The 17,249-nt window shown below is 67.5% G+C and carries 17 protein-coding genes; 3 read left to right on the plus strand and 14 right to left on the minus strand.

Features of this window, described 5'->3' with window-relative positions:
• Positions 1 to 225: 225 nt before the first annotated feature.
• The 5 genes from AC1RJ5_RS00680 to AC1RJ5_RS00700 all read right to left on the minus strand — a co-directional run bounded on the left by AC1RJ5_RS00680 (position 226) and on the right by AC1RJ5_RS00700 (position 4,092).
• A complete protein-coding gene (locus AC1RJ5_RS00680) occupies positions 226 to 594 on the minus strand; it encodes a VOC family protein (RefSeq protein WP_269575544.1) in 369 nt (122 codons plus the stop codon).
• Positions 595 to 646: 52 nt separating this feature from the next.
• Positions 647 to 2,119 carry a GGDEF domain-containing protein gene (locus AC1RJ5_RS00685; protein ID WP_493111145.1) on the minus strand — a complete coding sequence of 491 codons (1,473 nt, stop codon included), beginning with the start codon at positions 2,117 to 2,119 and terminating at the stop codon, positions 647 to 649.
• Positions 2,120 to 2,471: 352 nt separating this feature from the next.
• A complete protein-coding gene (locus tag AC1RJ5_RS00690) occupies positions 2,472 to 2,912 on the minus strand; it encodes a cytidine deaminase (protein ID WP_493111147.1) in 441 nt (146 codons plus the stop codon).
• Positions 2,909 to 3,601 carry a GH25 family lysozyme gene (locus AC1RJ5_RS00695; protein ID WP_269575541.1) on the minus strand — a complete coding sequence of 231 codons (693 nt, stop codon included), beginning with the start codon at positions 3,599 to 3,601 and terminating at the stop codon, positions 2,909 to 2,911. The genes AC1RJ5_RS00690 and AC1RJ5_RS00695 overlap by 4 nt, the downstream gene beginning before the upstream one ends.
• A 5-nt stretch (positions 3,602 to 3,606) precedes the next feature.
• Positions 3,607 to 4,092 carry a UPF0262 family protein gene (locus tag AC1RJ5_RS00700; protein ID WP_493111149.1) on the minus strand — a complete coding sequence of 162 codons (486 nt, stop codon included), beginning with the start codon at positions 4,090 to 4,092 and terminating at the stop codon, positions 3,607 to 3,609.
• A gap of 83 nt (positions 4,093 to 4,175) precedes the next feature.
• On the opposite strand from AC1RJ5_RS00700, the gene AC1RJ5_RS00705 reads away from it, so the two are divergent.
• From AC1RJ5_RS00705 to AC1RJ5_RS00715, 3 genes are all read left to right on the plus strand, one after another.
• Entirely contained in the window at positions 4,176 to 5,669 is a 1,494-nt protein-coding gene (locus AC1RJ5_RS00705) for a replicative DNA helicase (RefSeq protein WP_184165533.1), read from the plus strand.
• A 99-nt stretch (positions 5,670 to 5,768) separates the two neighbouring features.
• Complete coding sequence (locus AC1RJ5_RS00710) at positions 5,769 to 8,246, plus strand: PAS domain-containing protein (protein ID WP_493111151.1); 2,478 nt, start codon at positions 5,769 to 5,771, stop codon at positions 8,244 to 8,246.
• A 189-nt stretch (positions 8,247 to 8,435) separates the two neighbouring features.
• Positions 8,436 to 9,884: a S41 family peptidase gene (locus AC1RJ5_RS00715; RefSeq protein ID WP_493111153.1), complete on the plus strand. Its 1,449-nt coding sequence runs from the start codon at positions 8,436 to 8,438 to the stop codon at positions 9,882 to 9,884.
• On the opposite strand, the gene AC1RJ5_RS00720 is transcribed toward AC1RJ5_RS00715, so the two are convergent.
• The 9 genes from AC1RJ5_RS00720 to AC1RJ5_RS00760 all read right to left on the minus strand — a co-directional run bounded on the left by AC1RJ5_RS00720 (position 9,878) and on the right by AC1RJ5_RS00760 (position 16,915).
• Entirely contained in the window at positions 9,878 to 10,480 is a 603-nt protein-coding gene (locus tag AC1RJ5_RS00720) for a hypothetical protein (RefSeq protein WP_493111155.1), read from the minus strand. The genes AC1RJ5_RS00715 and AC1RJ5_RS00720 overlap by 7 nt on opposite strands.
• Positions 10,481 to 10,493: 13 nt before the next feature.
• Complete coding sequence (locus AC1RJ5_RS00725) at positions 10,494 to 11,270, minus strand: phosphoadenylyl-sulfate reductase (protein ID WP_493111157.1); 777 nt, start codon at positions 11,268 to 11,270, stop codon at positions 10,494 to 10,496.
• Positions 11,263 to 11,688 carry a DUF934 domain-containing protein gene (locus tag AC1RJ5_RS00730; RefSeq protein WP_184165541.1) on the minus strand — a complete coding sequence of 142 codons (426 nt, stop codon included), beginning with the start codon at positions 11,686 to 11,688 and terminating at the stop codon, positions 11,263 to 11,265. The genes AC1RJ5_RS00725 and AC1RJ5_RS00730 overlap by 8 nt, the downstream gene beginning before the upstream one ends.
• Positions 11,681 to 13,312, minus strand: coding sequence for a nitrite/sulfite reductase (locus tag AC1RJ5_RS00735; protein ID WP_342251222.1), 1,632 nt, complete (start codon positions 13,310 to 13,312; stop codon positions 11,681 to 11,683). Before AC1RJ5_RS00735 ends, AC1RJ5_RS00730 begins: the two co-directional genes overlap by 8 nt.
• Before the next feature lies 1 nt (position 13,313).
• Positions 13,314 to 13,610, minus strand: a complete 297-nt coding sequence (locus AC1RJ5_RS00740; protein WP_269575535.1) for a DUF2849 domain-containing protein — start codon at positions 13,608 to 13,610, stop codon at positions 13,314 to 13,316.
• Positions 13,607 to 14,392 (minus strand): uroporphyrinogen-III C-methyltransferase, encoded by a 786-nt coding sequence (gene cobA / locus AC1RJ5_RS00745; protein ID WP_493111161.1) that lies wholly within the window; start codon positions 14,390 to 14,392, stop codon positions 13,607 to 13,609. Before cobA ends, AC1RJ5_RS00740 begins: the two co-directional genes overlap by 4 nt.
• A 66-nt stretch (positions 14,393 to 14,458) precedes the next feature.
• Positions 14,459 to 15,757, minus strand: a complete 1,299-nt coding sequence (locus AC1RJ5_RS00750; protein WP_493111163.1) for a glycoside hydrolase 5 family protein — start codon at positions 15,755 to 15,757, stop codon at positions 14,459 to 14,461.
• 154 nt (positions 15,758 to 15,911) lie between these two features.
• Entirely contained in the window at positions 15,912 to 16,202 is a 291-nt protein-coding gene (locus tag AC1RJ5_RS00755) for a TFIIB-type zinc ribbon-containing protein (RefSeq protein WP_269575532.1), read from the minus strand.
• Positions 16,203 to 16,207: 5 nt separating this feature from the next.
• Positions 16,208 to 16,915 carry a Bax inhibitor-1/YccA family protein gene (locus tag AC1RJ5_RS00760; protein ID WP_269575531.1) on the minus strand — a complete coding sequence of 236 codons (708 nt, stop codon included), beginning with the start codon at positions 16,913 to 16,915 and terminating at the stop codon, positions 16,208 to 16,210.
• Positions 16,916 to 17,249 lie beyond the last annotated feature (334 nt).

The raw sequence follows: 17,249 nt of genomic DNA on the forward strand, positions 1-17,249 counted from the left end.
CGCCTTCGCGGGGATGACGGAGTGGGGCGGGGATGACGGGGTGGGGTGGCGATGACGAAGGGCGCGCAGACGATGTTAGGGAGCAGATGACGTTGGAGGGCACAGGCGTCCTGATCGGGCGCATTGCAACTGGGCCCCGGCCTTCGCCGGGGAACTGAAGCGGGGGGTGCCGGAGGGCGCCGGCAGGCGAAGGCCTGCTTCCCCCGGTATCGCCGGATCGCGGCCTTACCCCTGCACCACGTGCCACAGCTCGCCGCAGGGGCCGAACACATAGGCGAGGGTGAGGCCCCAGGGCATCAGCGCGGGGGGCTTGGGCTCGGCGACGCCGAACTGGCCGGGCAGGTCTAGCGACTGGATATGCGCCCACCAGGCGTCGAGATCCTTGACGATGAGCTGCATCATGAAATTGTCGCCCCAGCCCTGATGATAATAGTCCTGGAGCAGGAAGCTGCCGGAATCGCAGGCGAAACCGGCCACGCCGCCCGCTTCGAAAGTCAGCTCGAAGCCGAGCGCCTGGTAGAAGCGCTTGGAGAGAGCGAAATCCTTGCCGCCGGGGACGAAGGGGCGGATCGTGGTGGTCGCGAGAGTCGTCATGCGCGCAACATCCCGATCCGGGGCGAGGCTGCAAGAGCCTCGTTCGGGGGGATCAGGCCGCGCCGCGCAGCGGCCTGGGGCCGGGCGCCGGTATCGCCGGGGCTTCCACCTGCCATTGCATCACCGCGTTCCGGCCACTGCGCTTGGCGCCGTAGAGCGCCGAGTCGGCCATGGCGAGCAGCTCGGCCGGTTCGCTCGCCGCATCCGGGACAAGCGCGGCGAGGCCGATGCTGACGGTCACGATCCCGCCCGGGGCCGGGGACGCAAGGCCCAGCCCGGCAATGTCCCGGCGCATCCGCTCCGCGAGATCGGCCGCGATGTTCGCATCGATGCCGGGCAGGATCGCGGCGAATTCCTCACCACCATAGCGCGCGACCAGATCGCCGCCGCGCGTCGCGGTGGCGGCCAGCGCCTCGGCGACCGAACGCAGCCGGGCATCGCCGACCGGATGGCCAAGCCCGTCGTTGAGCTGCTTGAAATGATCGATGTCGATCAGGGCGAGCGCGATCGGGGTTCCCGAGCGGCGTGCGCGGTTCCATTCGGCAAGCAGCGTCTCGTCGAACTGGCGACGATTGGCGAGGCCGGTCAGCGCGTCGATCCGCGAAAGCCGGGTGAGGCGATCGCGCTCGTCGAAGCTGCGCATCTGGACGAGGATGTTGCGCAGGCCGTAGCCGAGCAAGGCGGCGATGAAGCCGCCCACCGCCAGGCCCGGCGCGCGCGAGATCAGCGGCCCGGATACGGCGAGCAGCGTCAGCGGCAGCATCAGCGGGCTGCCGGCATGGACCAGCAGCGAGAAGCGCGGCGAGGATGCGCGCCTGCGCTCGAGAGAGGATGGCGCGGGGCGGAGGGCCAGCCAGGCGAGCAGCAGGAAGGGAAGACCGATAAGGACATCGGGGAGCTGGCCGAAATCCGCTTCCATCTGGAAGTGATTGATATAGCCGGCGACCAGCAGATAGGCGCCGGCGAACAGCGCCAGCGTGCCGAACAGGGCGCGGCGCTGCGGATCGGTGCTCGCCCGGTGGCGGACCAGCGCGAACAGCAGCACGAACAGGTTCTGGATGTCGAACATCAGCCGCAGGTTGAGCACGCCCTCGGCGCTGGCATCGGTGATCGTCGCGAAGGTGAAGGTATGGACCCAGAAGATCCAGCCCAGCGCCGCGGCGAGCAGCCCATCGACCAGCCGGGCCGGCCAGGGATCGCGCGCGGGGCTGGCGACCAGGAAGGTGAGCGGCACGCCGTACAGGACATAGAACAGGATGCTGAGCCCGGTGATCGGCCCGGCATCGGCGAGCAGCAAATCGGCGCACATGTTCACCGTCATGCCGCTTGCCCAGAGCAGCATCGCCAGCGCGAGTGCGATCCAGCCATCGGAATTGCGCCGCCGCCGGGCGCGCAGGCCGCAGGCAAGCGCGGCGGCGAGCGGGGCGAGGATCAGGAAGGCGAAGGAAAGCGGCTTGGCCTGGGCGGGAACGAGCAGCAGTGCGGCGAGATGGACGAGCGGCCAGGCAAGCAGGATCGCCGCCAACGGGGCCGCCGGGCGTCGATTTCCCTGCTTTGCGATCGATACACCATCCATTGCGAGCGCTCCGCCAGCCGGACGAGCCGGGATAGCGGGATCGTAGCTAAGATCCGGTTACGCGCCGATTGCGGGCAATGCCGGAGGTGGGGAGCTGTTGCTCCCCGCCCTTGCGGGGAGGGGAATGCATGCAGCGAGGGGAGCGCGATGTTGACACTTGCGCTTCCACTTCCCGTTCCCCGGCGAAGGCCGGGGCCCAGTTTCGATGCCGTTCGTGAGGTTCCCGCGCCTTTGTTGGTGCGCCGAAACTGGGCCCCGGCCTTCGCCGGGGAACCAAGAAGGGGCTGGATGTCGATCCAGTCTAGGCCAGCCCGAGGTCCTTCGGCCCGAAGGCCGCGGGGAGGAGCTGGGAGAGCGTGTATTCGGCGATCTCGTCGCCGGTCGCGCCGCCGCAGAATACCGGCAGGTCGCGGCCCCCGAGCTGGGCGGCTTCGTTGATGATCTGGCGGCAGCGGCCGCAGGGGCTGACCGGTGCGGTGTCGGCGTGGCCCATCCGGCCGCCGATCACGCCGATCGCGACCACGTCCTTGAGGCGGCCGTCGCTGCTGGTCCTGGCCAGCGCCACCGTCTCGGCGCAGAGCGACAGGCCGTAGCTGGCATTCTCGAAATTCGCGCCGGTCACGACGCTGCCGTCCGACAGCAGCACGGCGGCGCCGACGGCGAAGTTCGAATAGGGGGCATAGGCGTTCTTCGAGGCTTCGCGCGCGGCCTCGATCAGCGCCATGGGGTTCACTTCGCTCATTTCGCCATCACATCCCAATTGACCGGTTTGCCCACGCCCTCGATCCGGCGGTGGCGGTTTGCCTGCCATATCGACCATGGCCGCGCGAAATACGAGGGGGGGAAGAAGCCCTGGCGCGCCCAGAGCAGGCGCGGGAAGGCGTCGCTGAGGCGGTACTGGTCCTCGAAGCGGCTCGAGACCAGCAGGATCGCCGGCTTGCCGATATGCGTCTCGACGTCATGCAGGAAGCGGCCGAGCTCGCCGATCACCACCTGGCGCTCGGGCCGGGCGCGGCATTCGGCCTGGAAATCAATCTCGACGGCGGGCGGCAATTGGTCATCCGAGCGCGGCACCGTACTCATGAAATTGCCCGACTGGTCGGCGGCGAGCTGGCAGAGCGAATAGACGTGGAGCGCGCCGCGGCGGATGCCGGCCTCGAAGGTCCAGCGCCAGTTCTCCGGGAAGCGCAGGTCGCGCGCCTGGGCGCCGCTGGTCGCGCGGATATAGGCGAAGTCGATGCCGGCCTTCTTGGCGGTCCACCATTCGATCGGGCCGGTTTCCTCCGACACATCGACACCCTGGACCGGGAAATCGGTGGGCGAGGGGCGCCAGCGCGAGGCGAACAGCCAGGCACTCCAGCCGAGCAGGGCCAGAAGCAAAAGCGCCGGCACGACGAAGCGCAGCCGGCGTACGAGAACGCGGATGTGCAACGTCCCTAACCTTTTATGTGGAGCACGCAGATCAGCGTGAACAGGCGGCGGGCAGTGTCGAAATCCACGTCGATCTTGCCTTCCAGCCGTTCCTTGAGCAGCGACGCCGCGTCATTGTGTATGCCGCGCCGTGCCATGTCGACGGTTTCGATCTGGGCGGGCGTGGCGTTGCGAATCGCGGCATAATAGCTGTCGCAGATCGCGAAGTAATCGCGGATCGGGCGGCGGAATGCCGCCAGGCCGAGGACAAGCGTCTCCTGCTGGGACCCGTCCTCGCGCTTGATCTCGAGCGCGAGCCGGCCTTCCTGCACCGCGAGGTGGAGCTTGTAGGGGCCGGCATAGCCGTCCGCGTGGTGCCGCTGGGGGGCGAAGTGATTGTCCTCGAGCAGGTCGAAGATCGCGATCCGGCGCTCCTGCTCGATATCGGCCGAGCGCCACAGAATCGTGCGCTCGTCGAGCGTGACGTCGATGATGCGCGGATCTGCGGACATATCGGCCTTGCTTTGGGACCTATTACCGTTTTCCACAAGCTGTGCGGTTGCCGGAAACGCCGGGCGGTGCGCATAGGATGGGGATGGCGCAACCGATCCCCCTTCCGATTCCCGATTCTCCCGAAGGCCTGAGCCTGCCCGCGAACGTGGAGGCGGAAGCGGCGCTGCTCGGCGCGATGATGATCGACAACCGAGTCGCGGAAGACGTGCTGCAGAAGCTGCGCCCGGAGCATTTCTTCGAGCCGCTGCACGGGCGGATCTATGACGCGATCGCGACGATGGTGGGCGACAACCGGCTGGCGACGCCGGTGACGCTCAAGCCGCTGTTCGCGGCGGACCCGGCGATGAAGGAGCTGGGCGGCCCGGCCTATCTCGCGCAGCTGACCGGCAACCCGGCCAGCCTGATCGGCGCGCGCGCCTTCGCCGACCAGGTCTATGACCTGGCGGTGCTGCGCGCTCTGGTGGGCGTGGGGCGCCACCTGGTCGACAATGCGCTCGATACCAGCCAGGAGATCAATCCTGCCAAGCAGATCGAACAGGCCGAGCTAAAGCTTTACGAAGTCGCGGAAAAGGGCGGCGAGGATACGGGCGCGAAGAGTTTCAACCGCGCCGCGGTCACGGCGGTGCGGCATACCGAGCGGGCGATGAATTCGGGCGGCAGCGTATCGGGCATCACCTCGGGCCTGACCGACTTCAACGCGATGACCGGCGGTCTCAACCGCTCCGACCTTCTGATCCTTGCCGGCCGCCCGGGCATGGGCAAGACCTCGCTTGCCACCAACATGGCGTTCAACGCGGCCAAGCGCTACCTCGACGATATCGAGGCGGGGATCCCCGAGGAGAAGTCGATCGGCGCGCCGGTGGCGTTCTTCAGCCTCGAAATGTCGGCCGACCAGCTGGCGCTGCGTATCCTTTCCGAACAGTCCGAAGTGTCGTCGGAGAAGCTGCGTACCGGCAATATCTCCGGGCCGGAGTTCATGAAGTTCGCGCGGGCGGCGGGCGATCTCGAGCGGCTGCCGCTCTATATCGACGATACGCCGGGCCTGACGATCGCGGCGCTGCGCACGCGTGCGCGGCGTCTCAAGCGCCAGTACAAGATCGGCTTCGTCGTGGTCGACTATCTCCAGCTGCTGACCGGCTCGGCCAAGGCATCGGGCGACGGGCGCGTGCAGGAAATTTCGGAAATTAGCCGTGGTCTCAAGACCTTGGCGAAGGAACTTCATGTGCCGGTGCTGGCGCTGTCGCAGCTCAGCCGCGCGGTGGAAAGCCGCGAGGACAAGCGCCCGCAGCTCTCCGACCTTCGTGAATCGGGCTCGATCGAGCAGGACGCCGATATCGTGCTGTTCGTGTACCGCGACGAATACTACCACGATTTCAAGGCGCCCAAGGTGCCCGACGGCAACTCGACGCCGGACGAGATCGCGAAATACCAGGCCTGGCAGGACCACCAGCTGCAGGTGGCGAACAAGGCGAGCGTGATCATCGCCAAGCAGCGTCACGGCGCGACCGGCACGGTCGACCTGCGCTTCGACCGCCAGTTCACCAAGTTCAGCGACCTGGCGCCGGGCGGTTATTGATGGTTTCGGTAGCGCATCGAAACCAAATCGCCCGCCAAGCGTCTAGCAGCTAGCGTCGCGGTCCCGCGGCGTGGTGGAGAGAGCGGTTTCCCCGGGTCGATGACAGAGAACATGGCGGAAGGGCGCGAGCGGCAAAGGCTCGAGGCGCTCGCGGCCTATGACATATTGGATACCGAGCCCGAGGCGGCGTTCGACGAGATCGCGCGCCTGGCGGCGGACATCTGCGGCACGCCGATCGCGGTGGTGAACCTGGTCGGCGAGGGCCGGCAGTTCTTCAAGGCCGAAGTGGGGCTGGGCGTGCGCGAGACGCCGCTGGAGACCAGCTTCTGCGCGCATGCGATCCTGGAGGCGGATTTCCTCGAGGTGCCGGACGCCACGCGGGACGGGCGGTTCGACTGCAATCCGCTGGTGACCGGCGAGTCGCACCTGCGCTTCTATGCGGGCGCGCTGCTCAAGTCGGCGGAAGGCTGGCCGATCGGGACGCTCTGCGTGCTCGATACCGTGCCGAAGCAGCTGAGCGAGCTGCAGCAGCGCACGCTGAAGGTGCTGGCGCGCCAGGTGATGGCCCAGCTCGACGCCCGGCGCGAGCTCCGGCGGCGCGACGAGGCGGATTTGCGCTACCGCACGCTGTTCGATTCGATGGACGAGGGCTTCTGCGTCATCGAGTTTCTCGACGGGCCGCAGGGTCCCTTGAGCGACTATGTCCATGTCGAGGCGAACGCCGCCTATGCGCGCCATGCCGGCATCCCCAATGTCGTGGGGCAGAAGGTGCGCGAGATGGTGCCCGACGAGGCGGGCGACTGGGTGGCGCGCTACGGCGAGGTGCTGCGCACCGGCGTGCCGATCCGCTTCGAGCGCGAGCTGGAGGCGACGCGGCGCTATTTGTCGCTCTCCGCCTTCCGGATCGAGCCGGCGAGCCGCAGGCAGGTGGCGGTGCTGTTCGAGGACGTGACCGAGCGGCGGCGGGCCGAGATCGATCTCCAGCGGCTCAACGAGACGCTGGAGGCCCGCGTCGCCGACGCACTGGCCGAGCGGCGGGTGCTCGCGGACGTGGTCGAGGGCACCGCCGCGTTCATCCAGGTGGTCGACATGGACCGGCGCTGGGTGGCGATCAACGGCGCGGCGGCGCGCGAGTTCGAGACGGTATTCGGCGTCTATCCGCGCGTGGGCGACCGGATGGCCGACCTGGTGGTCAACCATGCCGAGCTGCGCGCCTCGGTCGATGCGCTCTGGGCGCGGGCGCTGGCGGGCGAGAGCTTCACCGAAATCGTCGAGACTGGGCAGGGCAGCGACGAGGAGCATTTCTACGAAGTGCGCTTCAGCCCGCTGCACGATGCCGCGGGCAAGCAGATCGGCGCCTATCAGTTCGCCTATGACGTGACCGACCGGCTGCAGGAGCAGACCCGGCTGCGCAATGCCGAGGAAGCGCTGCGCCAGGCGCAGAAGATGGAAGCCGTCGGCCAGCTGACCGGCGGGATCGCGCACGACTTCAACAACCTGCTCGCCGGCATCTCGGGCGCGTTCGAGATGATCGGGACGCGGCTGTCGCAGGGGCGCAACCGCGACGTCGACAAATACCTTACCGCCGGGCAGGGCGCCACGCGGCGGGCGGCGGCACTGACCCACCGGCTGTTGGCCTTCTCGCGCCGGCAGACCTTGTCGCCCAAGGCCGTGGTGATCAACCGGCTGCTCACCGACCTAGTCGAGCTGGTGCAGCGTACGGTGGGCCCGGCGATCGAAGTCGAGACGATCGCGGCAGGCGGGCTGTGGCCGACCCTGGTCGATGCCAACCAGCTCGAGAATGCGATTCTCAACCTGTGCATCAACGCCCGCGACGCGATGCCGGGCGGCGGCAAGATCACGATCGAGACGGGCAATAAATGGCTCGACCACCGCACGGCGCGCGAGCGCGGGCTCGATCCGGGGCAATATGTGACGGTGTGCGTGAGCGACACGGGCGTCGGCATCCCGCGCGACATCCTCGACCGGGTGTTCGATCCCTTCTTCACTACCAAGCCGCTGGGCGAGGGGACGGGGCTGGGCCTGTCGATGGTCTATGGCTTCGCGCGGCAGAGCCATGGCCATGTGCGGATCTATTCCGAACTCGACCAGGGGACGATGGTGTGCATCTACCTGCCCCGGCACCTGGGCGAGGAAGACGCGCCCGCGCCTGAACTGGGCGGCGGTGCCGTGGCACGCAGCCATGCCGGCGAGACCGTGCTGGTGGTCGATGACGAGCCGACCGTGCGGATGCTGATCGTCGATGCGCTGGGCGAACTGGGCTATTCCTGCATCGAGGCCGCCGACGGACCGGCGGGCCTGCGGCTGCTGGAGGGGGCCGAGCGGATCGACCTGATGATCACTGATGTCGGCCTGCCGGGCGGGCTCAACGGCCGGCAGGTGGCCGATGCGGCGCGAGTGGCGCGGCCGGAACTCAAGGTGCTGTTCGTCACCGGCTATGCCGAGAACGCCGTGCTCAACCACGGCCATATCGAGCATGGCATGGAAGTGCTGACCAAGCCCTTCGCGGTGGACGACCTGACCAACCGGGTCGAGCGGATCATGCGCGAGCGCTAACCGGGTATAGGCGCGTCGCGTTCTGCTGCGGGTAGGACTGTTGCGACGTCGTTCGAGAGGTTTGACCGTTCCAACCAGCTGCGCCGAGACTGGGCCCCGGCCTTCGCCGGGGAACCAAGCCGGCGAAGATCTGCATTGGATTGAGATATTCTGTCGACGCGGTTCGATACGCCGGCGTATCAAACAGGCATGTTCCTGGCATTTGCTCTTGCGATCGCCTGCCCGGCCGGCCAGCTCACGCCCGAACAGGCGCGGGAGGATCTCGAACTGGCGATCTCCGCGGCCGAGGCGGGGCTCCCGGATATCCATTGGCGGCAAAGGCCCGAGGACTGGGCGCGGCGCAAGGCCGTGGCGCGCGCGCAAGCGGCTAAAGCGACGAGCGAGGAGGAACTGTTCCGCGCGCTGAGCCCGTTGCTGCGCGGGATCGGCGAGGGGCATCTCTCGGTCGCGCGCAGCGACGGGATGAATTGCCGGTACCGGGAATCGGCGCGGTTGTTCCCGCTAGACCTGTTTTGGGCCGACAATGGGGCATTCGTCACGGCGGGCTATGGCGAAGCCGCGGATATCCCGCCGGGCACCCAGCTGACCTGGCTGAACGGCACCTGGGATTCCTCGATGATCGCCGAGATGATGCAGGTGAGCCCGCATGACGGCGACAACCGTACCGGCGTGATGCGCGACCGGGAGGGGCGCGGCTATGCGGTGGCGCGGTGGTGGCTGCGCGGCAACGAGCCCGACTATCTGGTGGAGCTCAAGCTGCCCGACGGCAAGCTGATGACGCGGCGGCTGAAGCCGGTGCCGGTCAGCGCCCGCCCGGCGCCGCCGGCGGATCCCGATCCGGTGGCGACGCTGAGCTGGGTCAATGCCGATACCGCCTATCTCTACGTCCCGACGTTCAGCAACCGGCGCTACCGGGCGGCGGGGGCCGACTATCGCAAGACGATCCAGGCGATCTTCGAGCAGCTTGCCGCGCGGGGCGCGAAGAAGCTGATCCTCGACCTGCGCGACAATGGCGGCGGATCGGAGCCGAACGAGAGCATCCTCTTGTCCTATCTGGTCGAGGAGCCGTTCCAGAAATACGCGTCGGTCCGCTCGCGGCCGAACAAGCTTCGGGTGACCAGCCTGTCGGGCAAGGTGTTCGAGCAGGAAATCTACGGCGCGGACGAGCTGAAGACGGTGGAGGCGGCGCCCAACGGCGACCTGCTGCGCATCAACGCGCCGCCCGAGGGGCTGATGACGCGCTGGGAAAAGGCCAGCCCGGTCTACAAGGGGCAGCTGGCGGTGCTGGCCGGCGGCTACACTTTTTCAGGCGGTGCCGAACTCGCATCCATGCTGTTCGCGACCCGGCGCGGGCTGCTCGTCGGCGAGGAAGTGGGCGGCACCCATGGCGGCAACACCAGCGGCTATAAATGGGAGCTGACCCTGCCCAATTCGGGAATGGAGATCGGCATCCCGTTGCTCGCCTTCCGCTTCACCTGGAAGGAGAGCCCGGAAAATCATGGGCTGTGGCCGCAATGCCTGGTTCCGCCGCGGATGGGCGAGGTGCGGGTAACCCGCGATCCGGCCTATGATCGGGCGCTGCGCGCACTGGACGAGGGGTGGAGCGAGCCGGTGGGATATAGCTGCCCGGTTCAGTAACCCAGCCGCTTCAGCTCCTGCTTCACCGCGGCGATCGTCTTGAAGCGATAGTGGGTGTCGCCGCCCTCGCGCGAACTGCACTCGCAGCCGACGCCGCCGAACTTCTTGCTGACGCCTTCGAGATAGGCCAGCGCTGGCTTGCCGGCGGCGGGCGTGTCGAACAGGCGGACCTCGTAGAAGGCGCCGCTATAGTCGTAATGCTGCTGCGGCCATTTGAGGATGACGATCAACTCGCGGTCCGCATCGCGATCGGCATTGGCGAAGCCGACCGCCGCGACTTCCGCCTCGCCGCCTTCTTCCTCTCCGGTGGTGACGGCGATCTTCCGCCAGTCACCGGCCGGCTGCCGCACGAGCGCAAACAGCTCGCGATAGGTGACGTTGTAGTCCTTCTCGCGTTCGATGCGCTGATAGTCGGTGAAGATCGTGCGGCGGGTGTTCCAAGCCGCATCGACGATGTTCAGATCGCCTTCGGATCGGCCGAGGATACGGGCGGCGAAATGCGCCGGGGCCTCGCCGGGTCCAAGGCGCCAGTCGGGAGCGGGGGCGTTCGCGGTGGCGAGCAGCGCGAACAGCGGAAGCAGGGGACGAATCGACATCGCCCCCAGGCTATCAGAAGCTCGGCTGGTTGGGGTCGCCGTCTTCCACCGGCGTGTGGATGCCGCACTCGGTCTTGTCCCAGCCACGCCAGCGGCCCGAGCGGGGGTCTTCGCCCGGCTTGACCACGCTGGTGCAGGGCGCGCAGCCGATCGAGAGATAGCCCTGCGCCTCCAGCGGGTGGCGGGGCAGGTCGTGCGTCTCGAACCAGGCCTCGATGTCCTGCTTGGTCCAGCTGGCCAGCGGGTTGAACTTCATCCGGTCGCCGTCGAGCTCGAAGCGGGGCAGGGCGTTGCGGGTGGAGGCCTGGAATGCCTTGCGGCCGGTGATGCTGGCATCGAAGCCGGCCAGCGCCTTTTCGAGCGGGATGACCTTGCGGATCTCGCAGCAGCCGTCCGGATCATAGGACCAGCGGAGACCCGTGCCGTCGCGCTTCTCGATCGTCTCGGCATCGGGCGCGATGATCTGGAGGTTGGTGAGGCCGATGAAGTCCGCAAGCTCGCGTACATAGGCCAGCGTCTCAGGGAAATGCTTGCCGGTATCGAGGAAGATCACAGGGGTGTTGGGATCGGCCTGGGCGACGAGATGGAGCAGGGCCGCGCTCTCGGCGCCGAAGGAGGAAACGAGCGCGACGTCGCCGAGCATGTGGTTGCCCAGCACTTCGCGCAGCATCTCGGGCGTGTCGGTGCCGCGGAACAGGTTGTTCAGGCGGATCGCGTCGGCCGCCGTCCAGCGCGGGGCGACGTCGATGCGGTCGATCTCCCGGTCCACCTTGCGCGCGGCCTCAGCCATGCCGGCGTTTCCATACCGGCACCGCCGGATCGGCGGCAGCCTGATAGTGGAACTCGTAGCGGGCGAGGCTGGCGGCGAGCACGGCTTCGTCGACCGGTGCCTCGGGCGCGAAGCTGTCGAAGCCGCAGCGGCGCATCAGTGGGATCTGGTCGACCAGCACATCGCCCTGGGCGCGCAGCTCTCCCTGATAGCCTGCCTCACGCAGGATGCGGCCGGTGGAATAGCCGCGGCCGTCGCGGAACTTGGGGAAGCTCACTTCGACCAGCGCGATGCGATCGAGATAGGGGAGGAGGACGCGGGCGTCCTCGCCGCTCTCGATGCGGACGGCCGTGGCGTTGGACTGGCCGAGGAACGCGTCGAGCGTGACCGCGGGCTCCTCATGCGCCTCGTCGTCGCGGTAGCGCAGTAGATCACCCATAAATCGCCTCCTTGAACGGGGCCATGCCGAGGCGGCGATAGGTGTCGAGGAAGCGCTCGCCGTCCTCGCGCCGGGCGAGATAGACGTTGGTGGCCTTCTCGATCGCGTCGACGATCCCGTCCTCGCTGAAACCGGGGCCGGTGATCGTGCCGAGCGACACGTCCTCCGCGCCCGAGCCGCCGAGCAGCAGCTGGTAGTTCTCGACGCCCTTACGATCGACACCGAGGATGCCGATATGGCCGGCATGATGGTGGCCGCAGGCATTGATGCAGCCGCTGATCTTGAGCTTGAGCTCGCCGAGTTCGCGCTGGCGGCCGATGTCCGAGAAGCGCGTTGCGATCTTCTGCGCCAGCGGGATCGAGCGGGCGTTGGCGAGGCTGCAATAGTCGAGGCCCGGGCAGGCGATGATGTCGCTGATCAGGTCGAGATTGGCCTCGGCCAGGCCGGCGTCGCGCAGCTGCTGCCAGAGCGCGTAGAGATCGGCCTTGCGGACATGCGGCAGCACGATGTTCTGGGCGTGGGTGACGCGAAGCTCGTCGAAGCTGTGGGCCTTGGCGAGATCGGCCATCAGGTCGATCTGGTCGGCGGTGGCGTCGCCGGGAATGCCGCCGATCGGCTTGAGGCTGATCGTGACGACCGCATAGCCCGGCTGCTTGTGCGCCGAGACGTTCTGGTCGAGCCAGACGGCGAAATCGGGATCGCTGCGATCGAGCGTGTCGGGCGCGTCCGCGTCATAGGCGGGCGGCGCGAAATGGGCGGCGATGCGGTCGAACTCGGCCTGGGGCGGATCGATGCCGAGCGCCTTCACCGCGGCGAACTCCTCCTCGACCTCGGCGGCGTATTTGTCCGCGCCGAGCTCGTGGATCAGGATCTTGATCCGCGCCTTGTACATGTTGTCGCGGCGGCCATAGCGATTGTAGACGCGCAGGCAGGCCTCGAGATAGCTGACGAAATCGTCGAAGGGCACGAAGTCCTTGATCAGCGGGGCGATCATCGGGGTGCGGCCCATGCCGCCGCCCACGTAAATCGCGGCCCCGAGCTGGCCGTCCTTCTCGACGATCTGGATGCCGATATCGTGGAGGCGCATCGCCGCGCGGTCTTCCTCGGCGGCGATCACGCAGATCTTGAACTTGCGCGGCAGGTAGCTGAACTCGGGGTGGAAGGTGCTCCACTGGCGCAGCAGCTCGGCCCAGGGGCGCGGATCGGTCAGCTCGTCGGCGGCCGCGCCGGCGAACTGGTCCGAGGAGATGTTGCGGATGCAGTTGCCGCTGGTCTGGATGGCATGCATCTCGACCGTCGCCAGCTCGGCGAGGATGTCGGGCGCGTCCTCGAGCTTGATCCAGTTGTACTGGAGGTTCTGGCGCGTGGTGAAATGGCCATAGCCGCGATCGTACTTGCGGGCGATGTGCGCCAGCATGTGCATCTGGCGGCTGTCGAGCGTGCCATAGGGCACCGCGACGCGCAGCATGTACGCATGGAGCTGGAGGTAGAGGCCGTTCATCAGCCGCAGCGGCTTGAACTGGTCCTCGGTGATCTGGCCGGCGAGGCGGCGGGTCACCTGGTCGCGGAATTCCTCGACGCGCGCGGCGACGATGGAATGGTCATATTCGTCGTATTTGTACATGTCAGATCACCCAGCTGCCGGCATTGGGGTCGGCGGGCTTGAGGGTCAGGTCCGGGCGGACGGTGGGGCCGAGCGCGCGGATGCGGTCCTTGATATGCGCGGGGCGCGGGCCCTCGGGCGTAAGGGTCGCGTCGATCACATAGGGGCCGTTGACGCGGCGCGCGCCCTCCTCGGCATGGGCGATCGCCTCGCCCTGGTCGCCGACATCGACGGCGTCCTCGACATGGCGCGACCAGCCCGAGCCGGTCCACCAGGTGACGTCGCCGCTGGCGAGATCGTTGCCGGTGAGCAGCTTCATGCCAGCGCCTCCGCCGCCTTGGCCCATTGGCCGAGCTTGTCCTGGGCGTCGGCCAGCATGACGACTTCGCCGACGATGATGATCGCGGGGCTCTTGACCTTCTCGCGGCTCACCATCGGCCCAAGATCGGCGAGGATGGTGCGCAGCGCGCGGCTGCCCTCCAGCGTGCCGCGCTCGAGCACGGCGACGGGCATGTCGGGCGAAACGCCGTCGTTCATCAGCTTCTCGCTGATGTCCGGGCAGGTGGCGACGCCCATGTAGATCACCAGCGTGCGGCCTTTGCCGGCCAGGCCGGACCAGTCCTGCTCGGACAGGCCCTTGCACTGGCCGGCGACGAAGCTGACCGCGCTCGACCAGTCGCGGTGGGTGAGCGGCAGGTTGACCTCGGCGGCGGCGCCGAGCGCGGCGGAGATGCCGGGGATGACTTCCACCGGGAGCCCGGCGGCGCGCACGGCTTCGACTTCCTCGCCGCCGCGGCCGAAGATGAACGGGTCGCCGCCCTTGAGGCGCACGACGATCGCGCCTGTCTTCACATGCGCGACGATCAGCGCGTTGATCGCGTCCTGCGGCACGGTGTGCTTCGAGCGCGACTTGGCGACCGAGATGCGGTGGGCCTGGGGCGCGAGATCGAGGACGCGGGGATCGACAAGGCCGTCATGGACGAGCACGTCCGCCTGCTTGAGCGCCTCGATGGCGCGCACGGTGAGCAGGCCCGGATCGCCCGGGCCGGCACCAACGAGAATCACGCGCCCGCGCGCGGTTGGATCGAGAAGGGTCGCCATCAGTGGCAGATGCGCCCCGACACCTTTTGCTTCAACCGACGCTTGCTTGGCCCCGGCCTAGCCAAACTATACCGGGGCGAGGGCTTTCGCATGGGCGGCCACCACCGCCCGTGTGCTCGCATCGCTGTCGAACACGCCGTACCAGCCCTGCGGTTCGTGCGGCGGGTCGCCGAGCCAGGCGGTGTCGCCGGGCTTGAAGCGGTGGTCGCCGTGCACCGGGCGGCCTTCGCCGTTCCATGCCCAGAAGTTCGAGCCGGCGATGATGCCCGGATTGGCCTCCACCGCGTCGTAGATCAGCTTGTAATAGCCGTCCTTGAAGCTGGTCGCGCTCTCCGGATCATAGCCGCCACCGTCGCGGGGATAGCCGAATTCCTCGATCACCAGCGGCTTGCCGATCTCGGTCGCCAGCGCGATGTGCTGAGCGATATACTCGCGCACTTTGGCGAAGCTGGCGTCGTTGGTGCCGGCAATGTTCCTGGCATCGACCCAGCCCCAGTTGAGCGGCCAGATATGCGCGGTGAGATAGTCGATCTCGGCGAAGGCATGCGCGGCCTTGTAGACATCGGCGCGCTCGATCGAGCCCTTGAGGCCCTCGCTGCCGGTCGAGACGAGGTGCCTGGGCGAGAGCGACTTGATGAGCTTCGCGGTGCCCTGGATCCAGCCATTATACGCAGCGAGGAAAGGCTCGGCGGACTTGGGGCTGCCGCCCGGGCGCGGTTCGTTGGCGAGCTGCCAGGCCATGATCGTGGGGTCATCGGCATGGCGCTTCACGGTGGCGCGGACATAGTCGTGGAAGAGGCCGACCGCCTCGCTGTTCGCGTAGAACTGCGCGGTCATGTCCGGGAATTCGGGCCAGGGATGCGCGGGGTCGTTCATGTCGAGATACTTCCCGCCATTCACCCAGGACAGGTAGGTCATCATCCCGCCCGACCATTCCCAGAAATTGGTGAGGTAGAGCACGGCCTTGATGTCGCGCTTGCCCATCTCGGCGAGCGCATAGGCCAGGCCATCGACCAGCGCTGGGTTCCAGGCGCTGCCCTTGGTGCGGAAGGCGGGCTTCACCGAGTTCTTGAGCGGCGAATCCTCGGCCGAGGCGGCGATGCGGAGGTTGCGCACGCCGATGCCAGCCAGCGTGTCGAGTTCGCGGCGGAGGCGGTCGCGATTGCCCCAGGGCGCGTCGGCACCCAGCCATGCGGCGTACCACATGTTGCTGCCGGCGAAGCGATAGGGCTTGCCGCCGAAAAGGAGGCCCTTGCCCTTGCGGGTGACGAAGTCGCCGGGGGCGCTTGCGGTTGCGGGAAGGGGGAGTGCGGCGGCGCCCAGGGCGGCAGCGGTCGATCCGAGCACGGACCTGCGGGTAATCATGGTCTTCCTCCCCTGTTAGCGATCACATGATAGCCAGTGTGGCGCGGGGAGGAAGTGGGGTTGGACGGGGCGCGACCCTCGCAGGTGAGGGGGTGGAAGGGCCGCGCTCCCGTCCGCCCGTGTGACTGCGCCGTGCACACGGGCTGGGAAAGGATCAGTCGAACAGTTCCTCGAGGAACGACTTGCGGCGCTTCGGCGGATATTTCCCGCCGCCATGGCCGTAGCCGGCACGATCGTCGTAGCGCGGGCGCTCTTCGCGATATTGCGGCTGTGGCGCCTGGGCCTGAACGGGTGCCGCCGGAACGGCGCTCCGCTCGATGATCTTGTCGAGCTCGCCGCGATCGAGCCACACGCCGCGGCAGCTGGGGCAATGGTCGATCTCGATCCCCGAGCGCTCGACCGGCACCAGCACGGTGCCGTCGACGGGGCAGGTGAAGCTGGCCATGCCGGTTACTCCCTCTCGCCGACCAGGTTCAGCAGCAGCTGGAACATGTTGATCAGGTTCAGGTAGAGCGAGAGCGCGCCCATGATCGCCAGCTTGTCGGCGGCTTCGCTGCGGCCGTAATAGGCATATTCGCTCTTCAGGCGCTGCGTGTCCCAGGCGGTGAGGCCGGCGAACACGCCGATGCCGACGATCGAGAGCAGGGTCTGCAGCATCGTCGAGCCGATGAAGACGTTGACGATGCTCACCAGCACCACCGCGATCAGGCCGACGAACAGGAAGGTGCCCATGCCGGTCAGGTCACGCTTGGTGGTGTAGCCGAACAGGCTGAGCGCCAAGAACATCGCGGCGGCGGCGAAGAAAGCCATGGCGATGCTCTGCCCGGTGAAGACCAGGAAGATGCTTGCCATCGACACGCCCATCACGCCGGCAAAGGCGAAGAAGGCGGTGCGGGCGCCGGCGGTGCTCATCCGCTCGATGCGGAACTGGAAGAAGAAGATGAAGGCGAGGGGCGCGAACATCGCCACCCACTTGAGCGGCGTGCCGAAGATCAGCGCGACCAGCACCGGCGTGTTCGCCACGGCGAGCGCGACGAGGCCGGTGATCGCCAGACCGATCCCCATGTTGCGATAGATGCCCAGCATGTGCTGGCGCAGTCCCTCGTCAAAGCGCGCCGCGGCAGCGCCGGTGCGGGGGATCTGGTAAAGAGGGTTCACGTGCGAAAACTCCAATCGAAGCAAGTTCGATCGAGCGGCACCCGGCTCAGGCTTGGTGGGGAGGGAAGGGGGAGTACCGTCCAAACCTGCACCGAGCGCGCTCGATGCGGTCCGACATCACGAGGGCTTTGAAAGCCCTCGCCAGAGGGGCCCGGTCCGCAAGGGATAATCTAGGGGGCGGTTATGGCCGCTTCAACGACGCGACGGTAACAAAGTGTTGCTGGGTGCGGCCCCTTGAGGTGGCTGTGCTCAGCCTTGTTGTTCCCCGGCGAAAGCCGGGGCCCAGGGTAATAGAGCGGCACGGCAGAGAAACCCTGGGCCCCGGCTTTCGCCG

This window comes from Sphingomonas sp. GW822-FHT03G08 (genome assembly GCF_058801135.1).